The sequence below is a fragment of the Mesorhizobium sp. CA8 genome, assembly GCF_020164955.1.
Lineage (GTDB): Bacteria > Pseudomonadota > Alphaproteobacteria > Rhizobiales > Rhizobiaceae > Mesorhizobium.
The window spans coordinates 91,249-115,597 of record NZ_JAIUHG010000021.1 but is presented as its reverse complement, the minus strand read 5'-3'; the positions used below and the strand labels follow the sequence as shown (position 1 = coordinate 115,597).

Here is a 24,349-nt window from a genome sequence, read left to right as displayed (position 1 = left end):
GAAGGCTACAGTGAAGTCGCCGAGCCTAATCGCTTGGCACTTTTCCTAGGATTGCTTTAGGCATCATTCATAGCTGCACTACAAGCGCGGCCGCTGGTCCATTCGCGGAGGAAATCATGGCTTTGAGCGACCTCAACCCCGTCGAACGCAATGAGGAAGGCATCGCCGCGGTGCTCGGCATCCTCAAGCAGCGCTTCGGCGAGCGCTTCCAGACCGGCGAGGCGATACGCGGCCAGCACGCGCACACCACCACCTATATCCCGACCCAGGCGCCGGACGGTGTCGCTTTCGTCGAAACGACCGCGGACGTGCAGGAGATCGTGCGCGCCTGCGCCGCCCACCGCGTGCCGGTGATCGCCTTCGGCGTCGGCTCCTCGCTCGAGGGCCACACCAATGCGCCGGGCGGCGGCATTTCCATCGACATGTCGCGCATGAACCGGATCCTCGCCGTCAACCCGCAGGACCTCGACTGCACAGTCGAGCCCGGCGTGACGCGCGAGGACCTCAACCGGCACCTGCGCGACACCGGCCTGTTCTTCCCGATCGATCCCGGCGCCAATGCGTCGCTGGGCGGCATGGCGGCGACCAGGGCTTCCGGCACCAACGCGGTGCGCTACGGCACGATGCGCGAAAACGTGCTATCGCTGACCGCCGTCATGGCCGACGGCGAGACGGTGACGACCGGCAAGCGGGCGAGGAAAAGCTCGGCCGGCTACGACCTGACGCGGCTTCTGGTCGGGTCAGAAGGCACGCTCGGCGTCATCACGTCGCTGACGCTGAGGCTCCAGGGCATTCCGCAAGCGATCTCCGGCGGCGTCTGCCCGTTTCCTAGCCTTGAGGCTGCCTGCAACACGGTGATCGCGACCATCCAGATGGGCATACCGGTGGCGCGCATCGAGCTGGTCAACGCGCTGCAGATGCGAGCCATGACAAACTATTCCAAGCTCGATTATCCGGAGAGCCCGTGCCTGTTTGTCGAGTTCCACGGCAGCGACGCCGGCGTGGCCGAGCAGGCCGAGACGTTCGGGATGATCGCCGAGGAGCAGGGCGGCGGGCCATTCCTGTGGACCAGCGTCGCGGAGGAGCGGACAAAACTCTGGAAGGCGCGGCACGACGCCTATTGGTCGTCACTGACGTTGCGCCCCGGCGCCAAGGGGCTGTCGACGGACGTCTGCGTGCCGATTTCGCGGCTTGCCGAATGTGTCACGGAGACGGAGGCCGACATTACCGAGATGGGGCTTGTCGCGCCGATCGTCGGCCATGCCGGCGACGGCAATTTCCATGTGCTGGTGCTGATGGATGTCGACAACCCGCAAGAGATCGCGCTTGCCGAGAAATTCGTCTCCAGGCTCAACATGCGCGCCATTGCCATGGAAGGCACCTGCACCGGCGAGCACGGCATTGGCCAGGGCAAGGTCGGCTTCCTGCGCCATGAACTCGGCCATGGCGTCGATGTCATGCGTACGATCAAGCAGGCGCTCGATCCGCTCAACATCATGAATCCCGGCAAGATCCTGCCGGCGGCGGGCTGATCCGCCGGCCGGCGGCTATCCTCCCACGCCCTCGACCAGCTTCTGCAGAATCGGCCGTGTCGGCGCGAAGAGGGTCGTGCCGGTATGCGGGGTGGAGGACGTGACCGGAGGGGCGGGAATCCGCAAAAGAGATATCGCGAGCGCGATCGGTCGCGCAACCGGAGAGATTGGCGGCGCCAGGCGCTGAATTGCCTCTTTATCGACACGCGGATGCGGGTAGAGTGCGGCTGGCTTCAACCCGGGAAACAGATGCTCGCCCGCCTGTTCGTGATCTTCGGTGGCCTGTTCGTGCTGGTGCTGTGCGCGGCGCTGGTGGTGCCGTATTTCATCGACTGGACCGGTTACCGGGGCGATTTCGAGCGTGAGGCCAGCGCCGTCCTCGGCCGCAAGGTGACGGTGAAGGGCGATGCCACCGCGCGGCTGCTGCCGTTTCCGTCGGTGACCTTCTCGAATGTCGAGGTCGCGGGCGGGCCGGAAGGCAAGCCGGCGATGACGGTCGAGACCTTTTCCATGGATGCGGAGCTCGCGCCATTCCTGCGCGGCGAAGTGCTGATCTTCGACATGCGGCTGGTACACCCGAAAGCCATCATCAATGTCGCCGGCGACGGCACCGTCGACTGGGCGATCCGGCCATCGACGCCCTTCAACCCCGGCCAGATCGCTATAGAGAAGCTGTCGGTAACCGAGGGGCAGATTGAACTCCGCCACGCCGCCGGCGGGCGCAGCCACCTGATCTCGGAGATCAACTCGACCATTTCGGCTAAGGCGCTTACCGGTCCATGGCGCATGGACGGAACGCTGCGCGTCGACGGCCTGCGCACCGACGTCTCGGCTTCAACCGGCAAGGTGGAACCGGACGGCCAGATGCGGCTCAGGCTGAAAGCCGATCCCGATGCGTATCCGCTGATCATCGAGGCCGACGGCAATGCCGGCATCGTCAAGGGCGCCGCGGTCTATTCCGGCCAGTTCAAGATCTCGGGCGCGGACAAAAACGGCGTCGACAGGAATTCGGTCGAGCTACGCGGCAACAATGGCGAGCCGGTCAAGATCAGCACCGGCAAGCCCGATCCGGGTTTCCGGCTGAACGGCAAATTCGCGCTCGATCACCAGAAGCTCAATGTCGACGAGTTCCGCTTCGAGACCGGGCCGCTCGACAACCCCTATACCGCCGACGGCAAAGCCTCGGTCGATCTCGGCCTGAAGCCGCATTTCTCGGTCGAGGCCAGCGGGGCGCAGGTGCAGTTCGACGAAGCTGTCGGCGGAGCCACCGGCTCAGGCTTTACGCTTGACCAGCGCATCGCGGCATTGGAACAGACGCTGCAACACATGCCGAAGCCGACGATACCGGGCACGGTCGAGGTCAGGCTGCCGGCGGTGGTGGCGGGCGACACAACGGTGCGCGACGTGCGGCTATCGGCCGAGCCGGCCGAAGGCGGCTGGTCGGTCAAGTCGCTTGCCGCGACGCTGCCGGGTCGCACGACGCTTGAAGCCGACGGCATGTTGAGCGTCGAAGACCATTTCGGCTTCACCGGCTCGTTGCTGCTGGCCGTCGGACAGCCTTCCGGCTTTGCCGCCTGGCTGTCGAAGGATGTCGACGAGGCCATTCGCAGGCTGCCCGCGGCAGGCTTCAAGGCCAAGGTCGATCTCAGCGAGAACCGGCAGTCCCTCAGCGATCTCGAACTCATCCTCGGCAAGGCGAAATTTGCGGGCAGCATCGAGTCCAGCCAGCCGGACGGCGCCAGGCCATCGGTGCTGATGCGGCTGGCGGGCGGCGAGATGGACCTGGACGGGCTCGCGGCCTTCGCCTCGATCTTCATCAGCGACAAGGGCGCCAATCGCTTTTCGGATCGCGATCTCGATTTCCAGATCAAGGCGGGTCCGGTCAGCGCCGGCGGGTTCAGCGCCGATAGTGTCGATACGGCGCTGCGGCTGCGCGAGGGCCTGCTCGAGATCGACCGGCTTTCGATCGGCGGCCTGGCCGGCGCCTCGATCAGCGCCACGGGTCGGATCAAGGATTTTCCGCAGAGCCCGACAGGCAAGCTCAACGCTTCCGTGGTGGCGGTGGACCTCAAGCCGCTGATCGATGTCGCAGCCCAGCACTATCCCGGCAATGGCGTGCTCAAAGGCCTGGCCAGCCGTGCGGCGGCCTATCCCGAACTGTTCCAGGACGCGCGCATCGATCTCTTGACCAGCGCCGCCGACAATGGCGACGGCACCACCGGCCTGGCGCTCTCAGCCCAGGGCAAGACCGGCGGCTCGGCCTTCTCGGCCTCGCTTTCCGGCAAGGGAACCGCGGACAAGCTCTCCGAGGCGCCGGTATCGATCACCTTCAACGCCCGCAACGACAATGCCGCCACGCTGCTTGCGCTTTACGGCCTGCCGGCGCTTCCCCTCGGGATGCTCGGCCACGCCAACACCGAGGTCTCGGCGAAGGGCTCGGTCGCCGGCGGTCTCGCGACCAGCTTCAACCTGACGGCCGACGATTTCAGGGCAAGCTTCGACGGAACCGTCGCCGAGACGGCGCAAGGCGCCACCGCCAAGGGCAAGGTCAATCTTAGTGCCGCCGATATCGAGCCGTGGCTGATGACGACGGGGGTAGGCTTGCCCGGCATGGGAACGGGGACATCGACGTCGCTGGCGGCCGATGCCGATTTCGCCAATGGGCTGCTGGTGCTGAGCGGCCTCACCGGTTCGATCAACAAGGCGGCGGTGTCCGGCGACGTCAACATCGACGCCAAGGACGGGCTGCCGCATCTTGCGGGAGCGCTGGCGCTCGACGAGCTCGACCTCGATCCGCTGGCGGTCTCGCTGTTCGGCGACCAGTCCTTCGCGCCCGCCAAGGGCGGATGGCCGACGACGCCGTTCAGCCAGAAGTCGACCTTGCCGTTCAACGCAGATCTCGACCTCAACACGTCGGCGCTCGCCGTCGGGTCCTTCGCCACGGCGCATGACGCTTCCTTCTCGCTGAAGCTCGATCGCGAAGGCATCCACGTCTCGGACCTCAAGGCGAAGCTTTACGGCGGCGATTTGACCGGCCTGTTCGATCTGAAGAACACGGAGGGCACCGGCCTGTTCTCCGGCCAGATGAGGCTCGCCGGTAGCGATCTTTCCGCGGTCCTGCCTGGCGCCGGCATCGGCGGCAGCGGCGACCTTTCAGCGGCGTTGTCGACCAGCGGCAAATCGGTCGATGCCATGATTGCCGCCCTGTCCGGATCCGGCACCGCGGCGCTGAAGGGATTGAAGGTGGACGGCATCAATCCGGATGGCTTTGCCGCTATCCTCGCCAAGGCCGACGCGATCGGACGCGATATCGACACGGCCAAGACGGCGGAGTTCGCGCCGCAGATCGCAAGCGACGGCAGCTTTGCCGCCGGTGACACCGATGTGGCCTTCACCGTCGCTAACGGCACGTTGCGGGCGCCGCCGATCAGTCTCGACAATCCACGAGCAACCTTGTCCGCCGACCTGACGGCCGATCTCAACACGAGCACCGTCACGGCAAAGGGGACGTTGACCTACCGCCCCGGTGACGAGGCGCTGGTCGGTTCCGAACCGGCCGTCAATTTCAGCCTGGCCGGCCCGCTCGGGGCGACCGCGCCCCAATTCGACAGTGGTCCGCTGGCGCAATTCCTGACACAGCGCGCGCTGGAGAAGGAACAGCAGCGGGTCGAGGCGATGCAGGCGGCGCTGCTCGAAAAGCAGCGGCTGCGGCGCGAGGCGCGCTATTATGCGGCGCTTCAGACGGAGCGCGACAAGGCGGCCGAGGAGCTGCGCCGGCAAGAGGAAGAGGCGCGGCAGAAGGCAGAGGCGGAAGCCAAGGCAAAAGCCGAGGCTGAAGCGCAGGCACAGGCGGAAGCCGAGGCAAAAGCCAGGGCCGACGAAGAGGCGAGGGCGAAAGCGGAAGCCGACGCCAAGGCGAAGGCCGACGCGGACGCCCAGGCGCAGGCCGATGCGCAGGCGAAGGCCGAGGCCGAGCAGCGGGCCGCGGACGAGGCGGCCAAGGCGCAGGCCGAGGCCGATCGCAAGAAGGCGGAGCAGGCGAAGCTGGAAGCAGCACGCAAGGCGGCCGAGCAAACGCCGAAGGCCGATCGGTCGCTGCCCGGCGTCAATGACGGTCCGGCGCCGGTGCCGGCGAAGCCAAAGGCCAACCCGTTCACGATCGACAATCTGTTGAAGTCGCTCGACGGCGGTTGAGCTTCACGTCACACGTAGCGAAATTAGCCACTGCGCCTAGGACTCTTCCTGGCGCGAGAGCAGACGCCGCAGCATCGGCTCGATGCGCGAAAGCTCGTCGAGATGCGTGGCCGACAAGTCGGCAAGGCGATCGTCGGCCAAAGGGGTGAGCTGCAGCAAGACGCGGCGGTGATCGCTCTTGTCCTGATCGCGTATCACTAGGCCTGCCTCGGCAAGGCGGTTCACCAGTTCCACGGCGCTGTGATGGCGGATGCGCAGCCGCTCGGCAAGATCGCCCACCGCCACCGGTCCGCCGCCTGGAAACCCCTTGATCGCCAGCAGCGCCTGGTGCTGGCGCGGCGTTAGGCCCGCCTCATTGGCCTGGACCTGGCTGAATTCGAGAAAGCGGCGGATCAGATAGCGGAACTGCGACAGCCGTTGGTAGTCGGCCTGGCTGATTGCGGGACGTGGTTTCGGCGGCGTCATTCTCCGACTTATGGTCCTTTCCCGTAAAAGCTCAACAGGCCGCCACGTTCCTTGTCCAAAATGACGCGGAGCAGGAATCGAAAACCACTTGAAGATTTATATCGTGTTACGATATGTGGCCGCCTGAAACCGGACGGTCTTCGCGCCGCCAGAAAGTTCAGGCTCCCAAAATGAAATCCGCTCACGCCGGCAACGGCCATCTTCGCGACTTCACGACCGATCCGCGCGTGCTGCTCATCGCGGCCATCGCCGTGGTGGTGGCGACCGCCGGGCTCTTCGCCGGCATCGTGCTCCTGCAGCTCATCCGTCTTGCCACCAACATCGCCTATTTCGGCCAGTTCTCGCTGGCCGACCTCAAGCTCGAGGATACGCCGCTTGGGCTTGCCGCGGTGCTCGTGCCGGTGATCGGCGCGTTGATCATCGGACTGATGGCGCGCTTCGGCAGCGAGAAGATCCGCGGCCACGGCATTCCCGAGGCCATCGAGGCGATCCTGCTCGGGCGCTCGCGGCTCGATGCCAAGGTCGCGGTGCTGAAGCCGCTGTCGTCGGCGATTTCGATCGGCTCGGGCGGACCGTTCGGCGCCGAAGGCCCGATCATCATGACCGGGGGCGCCATCGGCTCGCTGATCGCGCAGATGCTGCCGGTCAGCGACAATGAGCGCAAAACGTTGCTGGTGGCGGGTGCCGCGGCCGGCATGACGACGGTGTTCGGCACGCCGATCGCCGCCATCATGCTTGCCGTCGAGCTGCTCCTGTTCGAATGGACGCCGCGCAGCTTCATCCCGGTCGCCGTCGCCGCGATCGTCGCGGAAGTCGAGCGCACCCTGCTGCACCTGCCGGGCCCGATCTTCCCGTTCTCCGGAACCATGGAGGCATCGGTCGCCGGGCTGGGCGGATGGGTGCTGGTCGGCATCGCCGCCGGGCTGCTTTCGGGGCTGCTGACGCAATTGGTCTATGCCTGCGAGGACGCCTTCCTGAAGCTGCCGATACACTGGATGTGGTGGCCGATGATCGGCGGCCTGGTGGTCGGTATCGGCGGCTTGATCGAGCCGCACGCGCTCGGCGTCGGCTACGACAACATCGCCAACATGCTCGACGGCCGCACGGTCGCCACCGCCGCGCTGCTGCTTCTGGTGGTGAAGGCCGTCATCTGGTCGGTGGCGCTGGGTTCCGGAACCTCGGGCGGCGTGCTGGCGCCACTGCTCATCATGGGCGGCGCGATGGGAGCGGTGCTCTCGGGCATCCTACCCGAGGCAAGCCCCGGCTTCTGGCCGCTGCTGGCGATGGCGGCGACGATGGGCGGCACCATGCGCGCGCCGCTGACCGCGACCTTCTTCGCCACCGAGCTCACCGGCAACACGCATGTGCTGGTGCCGCTTATCGCGGCTTGCGCCACCGCGCATGCGGTCACCGTGCTGTGGATGAAGCGCTCGATCCTGACCGAGAAAGTGGCGCGGCGCGGGCACCATCTCGTGCGCGAATACCGCGTCGATCCTTTCGCCCTGACCAGGGTCAAGGAAGTGATGACGACCAAGGTCGAGAGCGTGCCGGCGACGATGACGCTGCATGGCGCGGCGACCTTCCTGACCGCACCGGACACGCGGCATCCGAGCTTCCCGGTGATCGATGAAGCGGGGCATGTGCTCGGCGTCATCGATCCGCCGGCGATCCTGCGCTGGCGCCGTAACGGCAAGCATCGCAAGGCGACCCTCGGCGAGCTGCTTGCCGGCAGCAAGATCACACTGGCCTATCCGGACGAATATCTGGAAGCGCTTTCCGACAAGCTCTTGCTCGCCAATGTCTCGCATCTGCCGGTCGTCTCGCGCGAGGATGAACGGCTCGTCGGCTATATCGGCTGGAAAGACATGATGCGGGTAAGGTCGAAAAAGCAGGCGGAGGAGCGCGACCGCACTGCATTGCTGAGCTTCGGCGCGAAGCGCAAGGCGCAACAAAACGTCAGCGATAGCGCGGCCTAGGTCGCGGCGCCGCCGCGTTTTGCCCAGGCCAGCACATAGAGCCTCAGCGCGGATGACAGGTTGGCGTCCCGCGTGCGCGTCTCGTCGATCTCGGCGACCAGAGCCGCGAGCGACAGCGAACGCTGCGCGGCGATGGCGATGAGGTCTTCGTAGAAGGGCTGCTCCAGGGAAAAGCTGGTGCGGTGACCGCGGATCGTTACCGAACGTTTTTCGACCGCGGCCATTGCAGAACTCAGCGCTTGCCAGGGTCGTCGGGTTTTTCCCGGCGATGGCCGGCCACGAAATTCTCGGCCTTCTCCGACGTCAGCCGGTCACGCTCGCGCTCTGGCTTCGAGCGGCCGTACAGGGCCCGGTTCTCGCTTGCCTGGCGTTCCTTCTCGGTGCGCGCTTTCTGCTTGCGGGCCTGGCGGAGATTGACGACCTCGCCCATGGCGCTGGCTACTTCTTGCGGAAGGCGTCGAGCGAAACGACGTCGGCGCCCTTGCCGCCGGTCTCGGCGACCGCCGGCTTCTTTTCGGCCTCGGCGGCCTTCTTTTTCGTTTCCGCCTTCTTCTCCGGAACCACGGGGACCGGTTCGGGCGCCGGAGCGGCGGCCTCGTCTTCCGCGCCCTCCGTCTTGACGTCGAATTCGAGCTCGAAATTCACTGACGGATCATAGAAGCCGCGCACGGCCGAGAAGGGGATTTCGAGCTTTTCCGGCACGTCGGAGAAGGAAAGCCCGACCTCGAAGCCGGCATCCGTCACCTTGAGATCCCAATACTGGAACTGGATGACGATGGTCATCTGCTCCGGATAGCGCTCGCGCAGTCTTGATGAGATGCGCACGCCCGGCGCGCCGGTCAGGAAGGTGATGAAGAAATGATGATTGCCCGGAAGGCCGGTGCGCGCGACCTCGGCCAGGACCTTGCGCATGACGCCGCGCAGAGCCTCCTGGGCCAGAATGTCGTAGCGGATGTGGTCGTCGGCCATGTGATGGTCGGGTTCCGTTGAATCTTCCGCATAGCTGTAATCAAGCTTGAGCGCGGCGTAAACCGCATATAGGCGCAAAGGCGTGAGGCCAAGAGGGGTGCCGGCGATTTGATTGCTCAGGCGTGAACGAGCGCCGCCTGTTTGCCGGCTGGCGACTTCTTCCTGGCGAAGGCGCTAAGGAAGGTCCGTACGCCATTGGTAGCGGAGCGCAGCACCTCTTCCTCGGTAGGGACGCCACCCAGCATGAAAGTGATCTGCAGCTCGGCGTTGACGAGGGCCAGGAACTGACGCGCCGCGACGTCGGGGTCGCCGATGGACAGATGTCCGGCGAAGGCAAGCCGGGCGAAGCGCGCGGCAAGCGCCGACCACGTGCGGCCCGGGCCTTGCTCTCGCCATTCGGCAAACAGTTCCGGATAGCGCCCGCCTTCGGCCTGGATCAGCTTGCGCAGGAAACGGCCGTCGCGGTTGCAGATGCAGTTGCGGTTCATGCGCACGGCAAAGGCGACCAGGTCGGCTTCCAGGTCCGTGGGTTGGTCGGGGAAGCTGGCGATGGTCGCGAAGATGCCGGCATTACAGCGCTCCGTCAGGTCGCGCACGACGGCGACGAAAAGCTTTTCCTTGTCGCCGTGATGATTGTAGACGGTCTGCCGCGAGACGCCGGCCTCGGCCGCGATCAGGTCGATATTGGCGCCGGCATAACCTTCGCGGCAGAATACGGAAGCGGCTGCATCCACCACCGACACGCGCTTGGCCTCGTGGCTGCGTGGCGGGAAGGTGTCAGGAGAAACGCCGGGCTTCATGAAAATCTATATAGCGGTGATTGACGAATTGGACAAGCCTGTCTAAATTTGTGGACACAAAAAAGGGGAATCCCGCTGGAAACGAACACGTTTGCCCTGAAGGCGAATAAGTTCGCTCTGGAATGTAGGATTTCCCGCGGGATGGAACGTCCTGGGTTCAGACGCCGGTATTTGCGGCTGCAACCAGATCCGAAAAGAGCCTTATCATGAGTCCCAAATTCCTCCGCATCGCGGTCGTGCTCGGCTTGTTGTCCGCGATCGGTCCGTTTGCGATCGATATGTATCTGCCTGCGCTGCCGTCGATCGGCGAGGACCTGCATGCCGGCACCGCTGCCGTGCAGATGAGCCTTTTGATCTTCTTCCTGTCGATGGGTTTTGGGCAGATCGTCGTCGGCCCGATCTCCGACATGGTCGGCCGCAAGGCGCCGCTTTACGCCGGCCTCGCGCTGTTCATGGTCGGCGGCGTCGGCTCGGCGATGGCGCCGAGCATCGAGTGGCTGATCGCCTTCCGCTTCCTGCAAGGTCTCGGCGCCAGCGCCGGCATGGCGGTGCCGCGCGCCATTGTGCGCGACCTGCACACCGGCAACGAGGCCGCCAAGCTGATGTCGCTTCTGATGCTGGTGTTCTCGGTGTCGCCGATCCTGGCGCCGCTGACCGGCAGCCAGATCATCGAGAGCTTCGGCTGGCGCGCCGTGTTCTGGACGGTGACGGGCGCTGCGGCGCTTGCAACGATCCTGCTTGCCACCTCGCTCAAGGAGACGCGGCCAGTCGAAGAGCGCGCCGGCTCGTCCTTCGGTACGGCGCTTGCCGGCTACCGCTACCTGATGGGCGACCGCAACTTCCTCGGCCTCGTGGCGATCGCGGGCTTCGGCATTGCGAGCTTTTTCGTCTATCTGTCGAGCTCGTCCTTCATCCTGATCGACCATTACGGCCTGTCGCCGTCGGTCTACAGCGTGTTCTTCTCGATCAACGCGGTCGCCTTCATCGGCATGTCGCAGCTGACCGGGTTGCTGGCCGACCGCTTCGGGTTGAAGCGCGTCGTCTGGGTGGCGGTCACCGGCTATGCCACGGTCATGGTGGCGCTTTTCGCGATCATGGCGTCCGGCGTCGACCGGCTCGACGTGATGGCGGCGTTGCTCTTCGTCGGCTACGGCTTCCTCGGCCTGGTCATCCCGACCACCTCGGTGCTGGCGATGGAAGAGCATGGCGAGATCGCCGGCACGGCCTCGGCATTGATGGGCACGCTGCATTTCGCCATCGGCGCGCTGGCGATGGGCGTCGCCGGCATCTTCTTCGACGGCACGCCGCTGCCGATGGTGGCGGGCATCGCGCTGTGCGCCGTGATCTCGTTCACGCTGGCCAAGCTGACGCTCGGCCGCGCGCGCGAAACGGTCGAGGCGCCGGCAGAGTAGGCGCTTCGAAAGAACCCAAAGAAAGGCCGGGCTTAGCCCCGGCCTTTTTCATATCTATCGCAAACCCGCTTGATCGATGACGAGGCGCAGTCGCTCTTCGACCGGAGCAAGGGGCAAGGCCACCAATTCATAACCGAGCTCCGCATAGACGCCGGTCACCGAGCGGAATGTGCGCTCGGCCTCGTCGAGCGTCTGTTTGCGCTCCTCGTCCTGGGTGAAGATCTCCGGCCATGGCGGCGCGACGAAGACGCGGCGCGCGTAGCGGCATTTTCGCGCCGCGCTCGTGAGGTGGTTCGGCACCGGCAGGCCGCAAAGCCTGAGATAGCCGATCGTGTCGGGCGCGCCGCGGTCGAAGAAGACCGGGCCGGTTTCGCTATGCGCGGCGTGCCAGGAGCGCAACTCCCAGCACAGCATCAGCTCGGCAAAGATCGCGCGGTCCCGCCAGGGAAGGGCACGGCCGCCGATGGCCATCTGGTCGCGGATGATGCCGCGCCCGGCTTCGGGCGCGGTCGCAAAGCCCTCGGTTCGCAGCGCCTCGATCAGCGTGGTCTTGCCCGAGCCGGGGGCCGCCGGTCAGCACGAAGAATCGGTCGGAATCGTCTTGCATCGCTTGTCCATGGTTGACGGGCGGCAGGGCTGTCGCAGCGGATCAAGTGCCGGACGAGCCTTGGCCGTTCGGTTGATTGGGGAGAAGCAAAGGAGGGAAAGTGGAGGTTTCTGTTGCCAGGTACCTCCGAACCCCGCCTAGAAGTGCGAACCCCTAGGGCTTGATTTGAAGCGTTCGCGCCGCATTAAGCAGCGAGACGAGCTTCCGCATAGTTGTCGTTGGCAACTATAAGTTTAGCCCGATAACGGTGGTACAATGCCGGGCGAAAGTACGATCTTTACACCTTCGTCGATCCTATTTCGCCCCCAGCAAAAGCCGCTCCGTCAGCCAGAGCGGTTTTTGGTGGAGGCGCCGGGTACCGCCCCCGGGTCCGAACGGCTTATTTCATCGCCTGTTTATCGCCATAGTCGGTCAAGCCGACGAAGCGAATATAGGGAGCGACAACGCAAAAAGAAAGGGCAAACCGGCGCTTATCCGGTTACGCCAATGCACAGCCAAGGGTTGACTTGCGCGCCTACTCAATCAAATCTCGCTCGCGGTGAGGAGTCTCTGACCTAGCGCACGGTTGCGCGGCGCGCCACAAGCCTCACCGACCGGATCCGTGGCGCCGACGAGGGGAAGTTCGATGGCCGATTATCTTGCGGATGTGAAGAAATACGATGCCGGCGCCAGCGCCGACGCGGTCGATAAGATCGTCAAGCATCTGGGCATTGCGCTCAGGAACCGCGATTCCTCGCTGGTGTCCTGCACCGACCCGAAGGAACTTGATCGCGTGCGGGAGAACTGGATCGGCAAGAAGCTCGGCATTGCCGATGCCGCAAAGGCCAACGCCTCGATAGAGAAGACCTGCAAGGCGATGCAGGCCGACAACACCAAGAGCCGCGTGACCTTCTACTATCTGGTTGCCAAGGACCTCGGCAAACTCGGCTCGCTTTGACGGGCCGCGCTTAGGTTTGCGAAGATTGGCGCGGCAAGGCTGTCGCGTCGGATTTGAATTTACGTCACGGGGCGTCGGCGCTGCCCTCATCTGGCTGCCGCCATCTTCTCTCCGTATGTGACGGAGAGAAGGGCTGTCTTAGGCGGTTTCACCAACCCGTCAGCAAGAAACGCTGCAGCGCCGCAACGAGCCCTTTCTCCCCGTCATTATACGGGGAGAAATGCCCGGCAGGGCAATGAGGGGCGGCGCAAAACGTTTGGAAAGTGTAGTGGTGCACAAGCGCTAATGGCGCTGTTTTGGTGTGTCCGGACACCTGGCTATCGGTTATTATTGCCTATTACCGAATCGAGGCGGAGCCGATGCGTCAATATCTCGACCTGTTGAAGCATGTGCTGGAGAACGGCGTCGATCGCGGCGACCGCACCGGCACCGGCACGCGCTCGGTGTTCGGCTACCAGATGCGCTTCGATCTTTCGCGCGGCTTTCCGGTCACGACCACCAAGAAGCTGCATCTGAAGTCGATCATCCATGAGCTTCTGTGGTTCCTGGCCGGCGATACCAACATCAAATGTCTCAACGACCACGGCGTCACCATCTGGGACGAATGGGCCGACGAGAACGGCGATCTCGGCCCGGTCTATGGCAAGCAGTGGCGCTCATGGCCGGACGGGCATGGCGGCGAGATCGACCAGATCGCGAATCTTCTGAGGGAGATACGCCGGAATCCTAACTCGCGCCGGCTGATCGTCTCGGCCTGGAATCCGGCCGAAGTCGAGGCGATGGCGCTGCCGCCCTGCCACTGCCTGTTCCAATTCTATGTTTCGGAAGGCCGGCTTTCCTGCCAGCTTTACCAGCGCTCCGGCGACATCTTCCTCGGCGTGCCGTTCAATATCGCTTCCTATGCCCTGCTCACCATGATGGTAGCGCAGGTGACCGGGCTGAAGCCCGGCGACTTCGTCCACACGCTGGGCGATGCGCATCTTTATTCGAACCATTTCGAGCAGGCGCGCGAGCAGATGCGGCGCACGCCCAAGGCCTTGCCGACGATGTGGATCAACCCGGAGGTGAAGGATCTTTTCGCCTTCCGCTTCGAGGATTTCCGCCTAGAAAACTATTTCGCGGATGCGAATATCAAGGCGCCTATCGCCGTTTAGCTCTCTCAGATGCCTACCATGACGTCCGAGGCCTTGATCACCGCATAGGCTTGCTTGCCTTTTTCGAGCGCGAGGTCGGCGACCGCCTCGTTGGTGATCGATGCGGTGACGATGGCGCCGCCACCGATGTCGATCTTGACATGCGAGGTGGTGGCTCCTTTGACGATCTGCGTGACCTTACCCTTCAGGACGTTGCGGGCGCTGATCTTCATGCGTCTCTCCCTGAGTCTCGCTGCTTCGCCTTCATCGTAGGCTGAGATCACGCCGGCGCACAACGCCGCGACAGGTGAAAAGCCTTCCCTTGTTATGTTCAGACGGATATATCGGTCTAAGGCTTTGGGCGGTACGGATTTTGAAACCAGGGAGAGACTTCATGACGGGCAAGGGTTTCGGGTTGAAGGCGGCCGCAATTGGCGGTCTGACAGCGATGCTGATGGCCGCAGTGCCTGTGGCCCTTGCCGACGGCAAGGTGGTCGTCTTTGCCGCGGCGAGCCTCAAGGACGCGCTCGACGCCGTCAACACGGCCTGCGAGCCGGAAGTCGGCGAAGCCGCGACTATCTCCTACGCCGCGAGCTCGGCGCTGGCCAAGCAGATAGAAGGCGGCGCGCCGGCCGACATTTTTGTCTCCGCCGACCTCGACTGGATGAGATATCTCTCCGACAAGAAGCTGACCAGGCCCGACACCGAAGTGAAGCTGCTCGGCAACCAGATCGTGCTGGTGGCGCCGAAGGATTCCACGGTCGAGACCAAGATCGAGAAGGGCTTCAACCTCGCCAAGCTGATCGGCGACGGCAAGCTTGCCATGGGCGATTTCAAGGCCGTTCCGGCCGGCAAATACGGCAAGGCGGCGCTGGAATCGCTGGGCGTCTGGTCGTCGGTCGAGGGCAAGGTCGCGCAGGCCGAGAATGTGCGCGCAGCACTTAAGCTGGTGTCGACGGGCGAGGCGTCGCTGGGCATCGTCTATGCCACCGACGCGCATGCCGAAAAGGGCGTCGAGGTCGTCGGCACCTTCCCGGAAGATTCGCATCCGCCGATCATCTACCCGATTGTCCAGACCGCCGATTCGAAGGACAAGGATGCGGCGGCCTTCCTGAAATGCGTCGAGTCGGCCAGGGCCGCCGAGCTCTTCAAGGAGCAGGGTTTTACGGTGCTCGGGCCGAGCAACTGAGAAAGACCGCGCAAACGCTAACATGACCTGGCTGCTGGACCTCACTCCCGACGAATGGAATGCGGTCCGCCTGTCGATCAAGGTGGCGACAGTGGCGATGATCGCCAGCCTTCCGCCCGGCATCCTGCTCGCGCTCCTGCTCGCGCGGGGGCGTTTCTGGGGCAAGACGCTGCTCAACGGGCTGGTGCATCTGCCGCTGATCCTGCCGCCGGTGGTGACCGGCTATCTGCTCCTGCTCGCCTTCGGCCGGCGCGGGCCGGCCGGCGCTTTCCTGGCCGAGCATTTCGGCATCGTCTTTTCCTTCCGCTGGACGGGCGCGGCACTGGCCTGCGGGGTCATGGGCTTCCCGTTGATGGTGCGGGCCATCCGGCTGTCGATCGAGGCGGTCGACCGCAGAATCGAGGCGGCCGCCGGCACACTCGGCGCCAACCCGCTCTGGGTGTTCGCCACCATCACGCTGCCGCTGATCCTGCCCGGCCTGATCACCGGCGCGATCCTTTCCTTCGCCAAGGCGATGGGCGAATTCGGCGCCACCATCACCTTTGTCTCCAACATCCCCAACGAGACGCAGACGCTGCCCTCGGCGATCTACACCTTCACGCAGGTGCCTGGCGGCGACGAAGGCGCGCTCAGGCTGACGCTGATCTCGATTGTCATCTCGATGGTCGCGCTCATCGCCTCGGAAGTGCTGGCGCGCCGCGTCGGCCGGCGGATGGACATCGAATGACGGTCTCCGTCGATATCCACCATCAGCTGGGCGAATTCGCTCTGGAGGCGCGGTTCGAGAGCGCCGGCCGGCTGACGGCGCTGTTCGGGCCATCGGGCTCGGGCAAGTCGACGCTGATCAACCTGATCGCGGGCCTGATCTGCCCGGACAAGGGGCGTATCTCGGCCGACGGCAACGTGCTGGTCGACACCGCCGCGCGGATCTTCGTGCCCATGCACAAGAGGCGCATCGGCATGGTGTTCCAGGATGCGCGGCTGTTCCCGCATATGAGCGTCGCCGGCAATCTGCGTTACGGCCGCTGGTTCACGCCGGCGTCCGAGCGTTACGCCAAGATGGATGCGGTGGTCGACCTGCTCGGCATCGGTCACCTTCTCGACCGGCGGCCGGCGAAACTGTCGGGCGGCGAAAAGCAGCGTGTCGCGATCGGCCGCGCGCTGCTTGCCAGCCCGAAACTGCTTCTGATGGACGAGCCGCTCGCCTCGCTCGACGAGGCGCGCAAGGCCGAGATCCTGCCTTATATCGAACGGCTGCGCGACGAGACGAAGATCCCGATCGTCTATGTCAGCCATTCCGTCGCCGAGGTGGCGCGGCTGGCGAGCGACGTCGTGGTGCTTTCGCAAGGCAAGGTTGCGGCCTCGGGGCCGACCGAGGCGATCATGCAGCGGCTCGACCTGCTGCCGGCGGAGGAGCGCGGCGAGGGCGGAGCGGTGCTCGACACCAAGGTCCTGCGCCATGACGAGGCTTTCGGCATGACAGTGCTCGGCTCACAGGCCGGCGAGATCCGCGTGCCGCGGCTGGCCCGGCCGGTCGGAGCGACGGTGCGGTTGCGCATCCGGGCCCGCGACGTCATGATCGCGACCGAGCAGCCCACCGGCCTCAGCGCGCTCAACATATTGGCGGGGACGATCGCGGCGGTCCGGCCTGGCATAGAACCGGCGGTGGAAATCGCCATCGACTGCAATGGTGCGATCGTGCTGGCGCGTATCACCGAACAGTCCAAACACACCCTTCGTCTGACGCTCGGCCACAAGGTCTTCGCGGTGATCAAGACAGTGAGCTTCGACAGCGCGACGACCGGGGCAGGGCTGTCGGTTGAGGCGGATGGTTGACGAAGGAGCAATATCGCTATGTCGATTTGGAATAGCGATCCGGTGGCGGAGGAGGTAATCTCGGCATGATCGCGGAGGACAGGACATGCCATCATTGAGCCTGCGGATAAATCTCGACCCCGACGGCCGGATCGGCCCGGGCAAGATCGAATTGCTGGAGCAGATCGCCGCCTTCGGCTCGATCTCGGCCGCGGCGCGCGGCATGGAAATGTCCTACAAGCATGCCTGGGACCTGGTCGAGGACATGAACCGCGTGTTCGGCAAGCCGCTGGTCGCGGCGCAGACCGGCGGCCGCAAAGGTGGTGGCGCGCAACTGACATCGGTGGGTTTGGCCGTCGTCAGCCGTTTCAGGGCGATAGAGCGAGCCGCTTCATCGGCCGCCGCTGTCCATATGCAGGCCCTGCAGGCGGAGATCGATGCTGGGTAGGGCAGTAAGGCAGTAAGGCAGTAAGGCAGTAAGGCAGTAAGGCAGTAAGGCAGTAAGGCAGTAGGATGTGATGTCCTGGCCGCCTGCGCATGCGATGTGCGTCCCCCTATTTGCCTACTGCCCTACTGCCTTATTCCCCTAATTTCTTCAGCAGGTAGGTGTCCATGATCCAGCCCTTCTTGCGGCGGGCTTCTTCGCGCACCTTCTCGATCTCGGCATCGACATCACCTAAGCGCCCGGAAATGACGATCTCATCCGGCGTGCCGAGATAGGCGCCCCACTGGATGAGGACGTCCTTGTCGGCAAGCGTGTTGAAAGCGCATTTGCCGTCGAGCATGACGACCGTGGAGCCGGCATTGGCGGGCAGTCCTTCTTCGGTCAGCCGGCGACCGGTCGTCACCAGGATCGAATCGCCGATGCGGTTGAGAGCGGTCGCGTGGGCGGCGGCCAGCGCCTGGATCGCGGTGATGCCGGGGATGACTTCGAGCTCGAAACCGACATTGCCTCTGAGGCGCACGCGCTCGAGGATGCGCAGCGCGCTGTCATAAAGCGATGGGTCGCCCCAGATCAGGAAGGCGCCGCAGCCGTCTTCGGCAAGCTCGTCGCGGATCAGGGTTTCGTAGATCTCCGCTATCGCTTCATGCCAGTCGTCGACTGTCACGCGATAGGAGGATGTCGGCTCGGCCCGAACCGGCACATCGAACTCGACCCGGCGCGATTTTGGATTGGTGACGAATCGGTCGCAGATCCGCCGGCGCAAATCGGCAAGATCGTCCTTCTTCGCTCCCTTGTCTGGAATGAACAGCACGTCGGCGCGGTTCAGGCCGTCGATGGCCTGGACCGTCATGTGGTCGGGATTGCCGGCGCCGATGCCGATGACGAGAAGCTTGCGCATGGCGATCTCCTGCCCGATCGGCGGCGCGGTGTCCAGAAGTACCCGTATCGCGCGACGAAGGGCTTTGAAACGCTATCTTGAAACGGGTAGATGGAAGAACGCATCCGGCTGGTCCCGGTATCGCTGCATAGAGGAGGGTCCAATGCTACGCACCGTTTTGACCGCAGCGCTGGCAATCATGGCCGCTCCTGCCTTCGCCAATGATTCCGTCGCCGAACTCGGCACCGGCGGGCTGATCCTGTCTCGAAGCGATGCCGTCGCCATGCAGAGCGAGGATCTTTTCATCTCGCCGGAGAAGGTGACGGTCGACTACGTGTTCCGCAATAACACCGACAAGGATGTCAGCTCCATCGTCGCGTTTCCGATGCCCGACATCGAGGGCGATCCCAACGAGATGCCGGCGATCCCGGAGGCGCAGAGCGATAATTTCCTCGGCTTCGAGGTGACCATCGACGGCGTCGATGCGAAGCCCCAGCTCGAGCAAAGGGCGTTTGCGCTGGGCATCGACATCACCGCCGACCTCAAGGCCCAGAACGTGCCGCTCTATCCATTCGGCGACGCCGCCAAGGCGGCGCTGGCGAAGCTGCCCAAGGATGTCACCAAGGACTGGGAAGACCGCGGCATCATCATCGAAGATACCGCCGATGACGGTTCGGGCATGCAGACTGCCTATGTGCCCTTCTGGCAACTGCGCTCGACCTACTGGTGGCGCTCGACCTTCCCGGCCAACAAGGAGGTCCATGTCTCGCACCGCTACAAGCCCAGCGTCGGCGGCACTTCCTCGGTCAGTTTCTTCTATGACGGCCAGTTCCAGGGCCAGTATGCGGCCTACAAGAACCGCTATTGCATGGACGGCGCATTCGAGAACGCGGTGCGCAGGGCCGCGAAGGAAAATCCCGACGGGTACCCGAAATATTACGAGAGCCGGATCGCCTACATCCTGACCACGGGGGGCAACTGGGCCTCCGGCACCATCGGCAATTTCAAGCTCACCATCGACAAGGGCAGCCCCAAAAACCTCGTCTCCTTCTGCGGCGACAATGTCAAAAAGGTCGGGCCGACGACGTTCCAGATCACCGCGAAGGATTTTTATCCCGAGCACGATATCGACATCCTGCTGCTGGAGCCGTCGGACAATGGCGGGAATGGCGGCTGATGGACATCGCGATCTATGTCGCCATCGCCGAAAACGGCGTGATCGGCCGCGAAGGCGGCCTACCGTGGCGGCTTTCCACCGATCTCAAGCGCTTCAAGGCGGACACGATGGGCAAGCCGATCATCATGGGGCGCAAGACCTATGAAGGCATCGGCCGGCCGCTGCCCGGCCGGCTCAACATCGTCGTGACGCGCGACAAAGCCTGGCGCGCCGACGGCATCGAGGTGGCCCATTCGCTGGATGACGCGATCGCTCTGGCCAAGGTGCGCGGCCGTTGCATGGTGGGAGCGGAAGAGATCTGCGTGGTCGGTGGCGGCGAGATATATGCCCAGGCCTTGCCGCTTGCCGACCGGCTGCATGTGACCCATGTGCTGGCCAGCGTCGATGGCGATGCGCATTTCCCGCCGATCGACCCAGGCATCTGGCAAGTCGTCAGCGCCGAGGATTTTCCCGCCGGCGAGAAGGACAGCCACGCGACGCGCTACACCGTCTACCAACGCCGTCGCGACGGGCATTGACGACGACAAACGGTCGCTACCGGCCCAAATCGGACGGTCGCGATGGCACATCGCGTTGAAAGCGGGCCAAGGCGTCCCTATAGAAGAACGGTGTTGCAGCGGCGCGCGTCCAACCGGACGCGCAAGAGGCCGCCGTAATACTTTGATTTTGGGGCATGATTCCTTTTCGAAAACCGATATGGGTTTTCGTGGTCATGCGCTAGGATTGCGCCGCAAGGCCTGAGGGAACCGAAGCGAAAGGACATTCATGCCCTGGAACGACAAGAGCGGTGGCGGCGGCCCATGGGGCGGCGGCGGCAATCAGGGGCCCTGGGGGCAGGGACCGAAAGGGCCAAGCGGCCCGCAGGGTTCGCCCCCCGATCTCGAGGATATCATCCGCCGCGGCCAGGACAGGCTGCGGCGCGCGCTTCCGGGCGGCGGTGGCGCCAGCCCGGCCGTGCTCGGGCTGATCGCGCTGGCCCTCATCGTGCTATGGGCCTTCAAGGCGGTCTACACCGTGCAGCCCGACGAGGTTGCCGTTGAACTGCGCTTCGGCCAGCCAAAGACCGAGCTTTCGCAGCCGGGCCTGCATTTCCACTGGTGGCCGATCGAAACGGTCGAGACCGCCAAGATCTCCGAGCAGCTCGTCAGCATCGGCGGTGGCTCGAGCAGCGGCTCCGGGCTAATGCTGTCCGGCGACCAGAACATCGTCAACGTGCAGTTCTCGGTCGCCTACCAGGTCTCCGATCCCAAGGCCTATCTGTTCGACGTTTCCGATCCCGACGGCATGCTGACCCAGGTGGCCGAGAGCGCGATGCGCGAAGTCGTCGGCCGGCGCCCGGCGCAGGACATCTTCCGCGACGACCGCCAGGGCATCGCAACGGGGGTGCGCGAGATCATCCAGGGCACGCTTGACGGCTACAAGACCGGCCTCCAGGTCAACGCGGTCTCGATCGAGGACGCAGCGCCCCCGCGCGAGGTGGCCGACGCGTTCGACGAGGTGCAGCGCGCCGAGCAGGACGAGGACAAGTTCGTCGAGCAGGCCAACCAGTATTCCAACCAGAAGCTCGGCCAGGCGCGCGGCCAGGCGGCGCAGATCCGCGAGGACGCGGCAGCCTACAAGAACCGCGTCGTGCAGGAGGCGGAGGGCGAGGCGCAGCGCTTCATCTCCGTCTACAACGAATACGCCAAGGCGCCGGACGTCACGCGCAGGCGGCTTTATCTTGAAACAATGGAGAAGATCCTGAAGGACTCGAACAAGGTCGTCGTCGAGCAGGGCAATGGCCAGGGCGTGCTGCCTTACCTGCCGCTGCCGGCGTTACAGCCAAAGACGCCGCCGGCGCCCCTCGGCGTCACGACGGGAGGTAACCAGTGATGGCAAACCGTCTTCCCATCATCGCGGTCGTTGCGGCTGTCCTGTTGTTCCTGCTCTACTCGTCGATCTTCGTGGTCAATGCGGGCCAGCAGGCGATCGTTCTGAGATTTGGCGAGATCATCGACGTCAAGAGCGAGCCCGGGGTCTACTTCAAGGCGCCGTTCGCCTTCTTCGATGCCGACAGCGTGCAGATGGTCGAGAAGCGGGTGATGCGCTTCGACCTCGACAACATCCGCGTCCAGGTCTCGGGCGGCAAGTTCTACGAGGTCGATGCCTTCATCGCCTATCGCATCTCGGATCCGCGCACGTTCCGCGCAGCGGTGTCCGGCCAGGTGGAATTGGCTGAGGCCCGTCTGAAGACGCGTCTCGACGCAGCGCTGCGCCGTGTCTACGGCCTGCGTGACTTCGAGGCTGCTCTTTCGGAAGAGCGCGGCAACATGATGCGCGAGGTGCGCGACCAGCTTCGTCCCGACGCAACTTCGCTCGGCCTCGACATCGAGGATGTGCGCATCCGCCGGACCGATCTAACGGCGGAGGTGTCGCAACAAACCTATGACCGCATGAAAGCCGAGCGCTTGGCTGAGGCCGAGCGGCTGAGAGCGCGCGGCAACGAGGCGGCGCAGCGCATCAGGGCGCGCGCCGACCGCGAGGTCGTCGAGATCGTCGCCGAGGCGCAGAAGGAATCGGAAATCCTGCGCGGCGAGGGCGAGGCGCAGCGTAGCGCGACGTTTGCGGACGCCTATAAGCGCGATCCGGCCTTCTTCGATTTCTATCGCTCGATGAACGCCTACGGCACGGCGCTGGACAGCACCGGAACGACGATGGTGCTCTCGCCCCAGTCCGAGTTCTTCCGCTACTTCCGGGATCCGGACAGCAAGCCCGGGCCGGCACCTTCGGCGCCACCTGCCGCGCCTGCGGCGGCACCGGCCGCGCCTGCGGCGGCACCTGCCGCGCCTGCGACGCAACCCGGCCCTGCCCAGTAGCGGGCAGTGCAGGATTTTCTGGCGGCAATCGGCCTGGTCCTGGTGATCGAAGGACTCGTCTATGGAGGGTTTCCGGCTTTGGCCCGGAAACTCGCCGCCGAGGTGCTGTCGATGCCGGAAAATATGCTGCGGATCGGCGGGCTGGCGGCGATCGCCATAGGTGTCGGCATCGTCTGGCTGGTCCGCGGCTAGTTTTTACGCATTTCCCGACGGAAGGCTACGGCGAAGGCGCCGAGCCCAGCCGCTGCGCACTTTTCCTGGAATTGCTCGAATGAAAATTCCTTGGTGCCGAGGCGATTGACGATTTATCTTCCGCCGATAGCTATAGCCGCAAACGTGCCTTATTTCTTGCCAAGATGAGCCGGACAGGCGCCTTTGCGGATGCGCTTTTCCTTTTCAAAACCACCGGAGGCCATGATGATATCCGACACCCTGTTGCGCGCGGCGCGGCGCATGGTCTTCGCCGGCGCCACGGCATTCGCGGTCGGCATCGTTGCCGTCCCGTCCTTCGTCACGCCGACGATCGCCTCCGACGGACCGCCTTCGGTCGCCGATCTCGCCGAGCGCCTGCTCGGCGCGGTGGTCAACATCTCGACCTCGCAGACGGTGAAAGGCACGGAAGGACCTGGCGCGGTGCCGATGCCGCAACTGCCCGAGGGCTCCCCGTTCCAGGACTTCTTCGACGATTTCTTCAAGAACCGTGGCGGCGAAAAGGGCGGTGGCGGGCAGAAAGTGCAGTCGCTCGGCTCCGGCTTCGTCATTGATGCCGAGCAGGGCATCGTGGTGACAAACAACCACGTCATCGCCGATGCCGACGATATCGAGGTGAATTTCTCCGACGGCGTCACGCTGAAGGCGACGCTTGTCGGCACCGACACGAAGACCGATGTCGCGGTGCTGAAGGTCGATCCCAAGGGCCACAAGCTGACGGCGGTGAAATTCGGCGATTCCACCAAGATGCGCGTCGGCGACTGGGTGATGGCGATCGGCAATCCGTTCGGCCTCGGCGGCACGGTGACGGTTGGCATCGTCTCGGCGCGCAACCGCGACATCAATTCCGGCCCCTATGACGACTTCATCCAGACCGACGCGGCCATCAACCGCGGCAATTCCGGCGGCCCGCTGTTCAACGCCGCCGGCGAGGTCATCGGCATCAACACGGCCATCATCTCGCCGTCGGGCGGCTCGATCGGCATCGGTTTCTCCATCCCCTCGCAGCTTGCCGCGGGCGTCGTCGACCAGCTCCGCCAATATGGCGAGACGCGGCGCGGCTGGCTTGGCGTACGCATCCAGCCGGTGACGGAGGACATCGCTGAAAGCCTCGGCATGGCGACCGCAAAGGGCGCGTTGGTGGCTGGCGTCATCAAGGGCGGACCGGTCGACAACGGGTCCGTCCAGGCCGGCGACGTCATCATCAAGTTCGACGGCAAGGATATCCATGAAATGCGCGACCTGCCGCGCGTCGTCGCAGAGAGCCCGGTCGGCAAGGCGGTCGATGTGGTCATCGTGCGCAAGGGCGTCGAGCAGACCGTCAAGGTGACGCTCGGACGGCTGGAGGACAGCGAGAAGCTGGCCAGCGGCGAGAACGGCAAGACCGACCAGGACAAGGGCGATAAGGCGACGCCTCCGGTATCGACAGCCTCGGTGCTCGGCATGACGGTCGGCGAGCTCAACGACCAGACGCGGCAGAAGTTCGGCATCGCCGCCGATGTGTCCGGCGTGGTCATCACCGACGTCGCCAAGAATTCGGCGGCGGCCGAGCGCGGTATCCAGCCCGGCGAGGTAATCACAGAAATCGCGCAGGAATCGGTCGGCACGCCGAAGGACGTGATGGACCGGATCGGCGCGCTGAAGGAGCAGGGCCGCAAGAACGCGCTGCTGATGCTGGCTTCAAAGACCGGCGAATTGCGCTTCGTGACGATCCGGATGGATTGAGTCCGGAACGTCCGTGACCGATTGATGTTTC

23 protein-coding genes, 1 other RNA gene and 1 pseudogene are annotated in these 24,349 nt (G+C 64.4%); 16 read left to right on the top strand and 9 right to left on the bottom strand.

The window, feature by feature from the left end:
• Positions 1 to 116: 116 nt before the first annotated feature.
• Positions 117 to 1,532 (top strand): FAD-binding oxidoreductase, encoded by a 1,416-nt coding sequence (locus tag LB553_RS21805; protein ID WP_224516362.1) that lies wholly within the window; start codon positions 117 to 119, stop codon positions 1,530 to 1,532.
• Between the two features lie 249 nt (positions 1,533 to 1,781).
• Entirely contained in the window at positions 1,782 to 5,726 is a 3,945-nt protein-coding gene (locus LB553_RS21800; protein WP_224516361.1) for an AsmA family protein, read from the top strand.
• 36 nt (positions 5,727 to 5,762) lie between these two features.
• Here LB553_RS21800 and LB553_RS21795 read toward each other — a convergent pair whose 3' ends face one another.
• Positions 5,763 to 6,191, bottom strand: coding sequence for a MarR family winged helix-turn-helix transcriptional regulator (locus tag LB553_RS21795; protein ID WP_224516360.1), 429 nt, complete (start codon positions 6,189 to 6,191; stop codon positions 5,763 to 5,765).
• Between the two features lie 170 nt (positions 6,192 to 6,361).
• Between LB553_RS21795 and LB553_RS21790 the strand changes: the two genes are divergently transcribed.
• Positions 6,362 to 8,167 (top strand): chloride channel protein, encoded by a 1,806-nt coding sequence (locus tag LB553_RS21790; RefSeq protein ID WP_224516359.1) that lies wholly within the window; start codon positions 6,362 to 6,364, stop codon positions 8,165 to 8,167.
• Here the strand turns inward: LB553_RS21790 and LB553_RS21785 are convergent.
• The 4 genes from LB553_RS21785 to LB553_RS21770 form a co-directional block, all read right to left on the bottom strand.
• Positions 8,164 to 8,391, bottom strand: a complete 228-nt coding sequence (locus LB553_RS21785; protein ID WP_095764762.1) for a ribbon-helix-helix domain-containing protein — start codon at positions 8,389 to 8,391, stop codon at positions 8,164 to 8,166. The two genes, LB553_RS21790 and LB553_RS21785, sit on opposite strands and share 4 nt — an antisense overlap.
• Before the next feature lie 8 nt (positions 8,392 to 8,399).
• A complete protein-coding gene (locus LB553_RS21780; protein ID WP_224516358.1) occupies positions 8,400 to 8,597 on the bottom strand; it encodes a DUF4169 family protein in 198 nt (65 codons plus the stop codon).
• A gap of 8 nt (positions 8,598 to 8,605) precedes the next feature.
• A complete protein-coding gene (locus LB553_RS21775; RefSeq protein WP_224516357.1) occupies positions 8,606 to 9,136 on the bottom strand; it encodes an SspB family protein in 531 nt (176 codons plus the stop codon).
• Positions 9,137 to 9,252: 116 nt separating this feature from the next.
• Entirely contained in the window at positions 9,253 to 9,936 is a 684-nt protein-coding gene (locus LB553_RS21770; protein ID WP_224516356.1) for a TetR/AcrR family transcriptional regulator, read from the bottom strand.
• Positions 9,937 to 10,142: 206 nt separating this feature from the next.
• On the opposite strand from LB553_RS21770, the gene LB553_RS21765 reads away from it, so the two are divergent.
• On the top strand, positions 10,143 to 11,348 hold the full coding sequence (locus tag LB553_RS21765; protein WP_224516355.1) for a multidrug effflux MFS transporter: 1,206 nt from the start codon (positions 10,143 to 10,145) through the stop codon (positions 11,346 to 11,348).
• Positions 11,349 to 11,402: 54 nt separating this feature from the next.
• Here LB553_RS21765 and LB553_RS21760 read toward each other — a convergent pair.
• A pseudogene (locus tag LB553_RS21760) lies at positions 11,403 to 11,955 on the bottom strand (AAA family ATPase).
• A gap of 99 nt (positions 11,956 to 12,054) precedes the next feature.
• Positions 12,055 to 12,415: a transfer-messenger RNA gene (gene ssrA, locus LB553_RS21755) on the bottom strand.
• A 165-nt stretch (positions 12,416 to 12,580) separates the two neighbouring features.
• Here ssrA and LB553_RS21750 point away from each other — a divergent pair.
• Together LB553_RS21750 and LB553_RS21745 are read left to right on the top strand one after the other, a co-directional pair.
• A complete protein-coding gene (locus LB553_RS21750; RefSeq protein ID WP_042644091.1) occupies positions 12,581 to 12,892 on the top strand; it encodes a DUF2853 family protein in 312 nt (103 codons plus the stop codon).
• Between the two features lie 359 nt (positions 12,893 to 13,251).
• Positions 13,252 to 14,046 (top strand): thymidylate synthase, encoded by a 795-nt coding sequence (locus LB553_RS21745; RefSeq protein ID WP_224516354.1) that lies wholly within the window; start codon positions 13,252 to 13,254, stop codon positions 14,044 to 14,046.
• A gap of 5 nt (positions 14,047 to 14,051) precedes the next feature.
• On the opposite strand, the gene LB553_RS21740 is transcribed toward LB553_RS21745, so the two are convergent.
• Positions 14,052 to 14,258, bottom strand: coding sequence for a TOBE domain-containing protein (locus tag LB553_RS21740; protein WP_224516353.1), 207 nt, complete (start codon positions 14,256 to 14,258; stop codon positions 14,052 to 14,054).
• A 161-nt stretch (positions 14,259 to 14,419) separates the two neighbouring features.
• On the opposite strand from LB553_RS21740, the gene modA reads away from it, so the two are divergent.
• From modA to LB553_RS21720, 4 genes are all read left to right on the top strand, one after another.
• Entirely contained in the window at positions 14,420 to 15,214 is a 795-nt protein-coding gene (gene modA, locus LB553_RS21735) for a molybdate ABC transporter substrate-binding protein (RefSeq protein ID WP_224516352.1), read from the top strand.
• A gap of 22 nt (positions 15,215 to 15,236) precedes the next feature.
• Entirely contained in the window at positions 15,237 to 15,941 is a 705-nt protein-coding gene (gene modB / locus LB553_RS21730; RefSeq protein WP_224516351.1) for a molybdate ABC transporter permease subunit, read from the top strand.
• Positions 15,938 to 17,050, top strand: a complete 1,113-nt coding sequence (gene modC, locus LB553_RS21725; RefSeq protein WP_224516350.1) for a molybdenum ABC transporter ATP-binding protein — start codon at positions 15,938 to 15,940, stop codon at positions 17,048 to 17,050. The genes modB and modC overlap by 4 nt, the downstream gene beginning before the upstream one ends.
• 85 nt (positions 17,051 to 17,135) lie before the next feature.
• Positions 17,136 to 17,477, top strand: a complete 342-nt coding sequence (locus LB553_RS21720; RefSeq protein WP_040982165.1) for a winged helix-turn-helix domain-containing protein — start codon at positions 17,136 to 17,138, stop codon at positions 17,475 to 17,477.
• Positions 17,478 to 17,607: 130 nt separating this feature from the next.
• Here LB553_RS21720 and cobF read toward each other — a convergent pair whose 3' ends face one another.
• The gene (gene cobF / locus LB553_RS21715; RefSeq protein ID WP_224516349.1) at positions 17,608 to 18,372 is read right to left on the bottom strand and encodes a precorrin-6A synthase (deacetylating); all 765 of its coding nucleotides are present in this window, start codon (positions 18,370 to 18,372) and stop codon (positions 17,608 to 17,610) included.
• A gap of 142 nt (positions 18,373 to 18,514) precedes the next feature.
• On the opposite strand from cobF, the gene LB553_RS21710 reads away from it, so the two are divergent.
• From LB553_RS21710 to LB553_RS21685, 6 genes are all read left to right on the top strand, one after another.
• Positions 18,515 to 19,528 carry a DUF4424 domain-containing protein gene (locus LB553_RS21710; RefSeq protein ID WP_224516348.1) on the top strand — a complete coding sequence of 338 codons (1,014 nt, stop codon included), beginning with the start codon at positions 18,515 to 18,517 and terminating at the stop codon, positions 19,526 to 19,528.
• A complete protein-coding gene (locus tag LB553_RS21705; protein WP_224516347.1) occupies positions 19,528 to 20,046 on the top strand; it encodes a dihydrofolate reductase in 519 nt (172 codons plus the stop codon). The genes LB553_RS21710 and LB553_RS21705 overlap by 1 nt, the downstream gene beginning before the upstream one ends.
• Positions 20,047 to 20,293: 247 nt before the next feature.
• Positions 20,294 to 21,400 (top strand): FtsH protease activity modulator HflK, encoded by a 1,107-nt coding sequence (hflK, locus tag LB553_RS21700; RefSeq protein ID WP_224516346.1) that lies wholly within the window; start codon positions 20,294 to 20,296, stop codon positions 21,398 to 21,400.
• Positions 21,400 to 22,383, top strand: a complete 984-nt coding sequence (hflC, locus tag LB553_RS21695) for a protease modulator HflC (RefSeq protein WP_224516345.1) — start codon at positions 21,400 to 21,402, stop codon at positions 22,381 to 22,383. The genes hflK and hflC overlap by 1 nt, the downstream gene beginning before the upstream one ends.
• A gap of 6 nt (positions 22,384 to 22,389) precedes the next feature.
• On the top strand, positions 22,390 to 22,575 hold the full coding sequence (locus LB553_RS21690) for a DUF2065 domain-containing protein (RefSeq protein WP_041011943.1): 186 nt from the start codon (positions 22,390 to 22,392) through the stop codon (positions 22,573 to 22,575).
• Between the two features lie 225 nt (positions 22,576 to 22,800).
• Complete coding sequence (locus tag LB553_RS21685) at positions 22,801 to 24,318, top strand: DegQ family serine endoprotease (protein WP_224516344.1); 1,518 nt, start codon at positions 22,801 to 22,803, stop codon at positions 24,316 to 24,318.
• Positions 24,319 to 24,349: the final 31 nt, after the last annotated feature.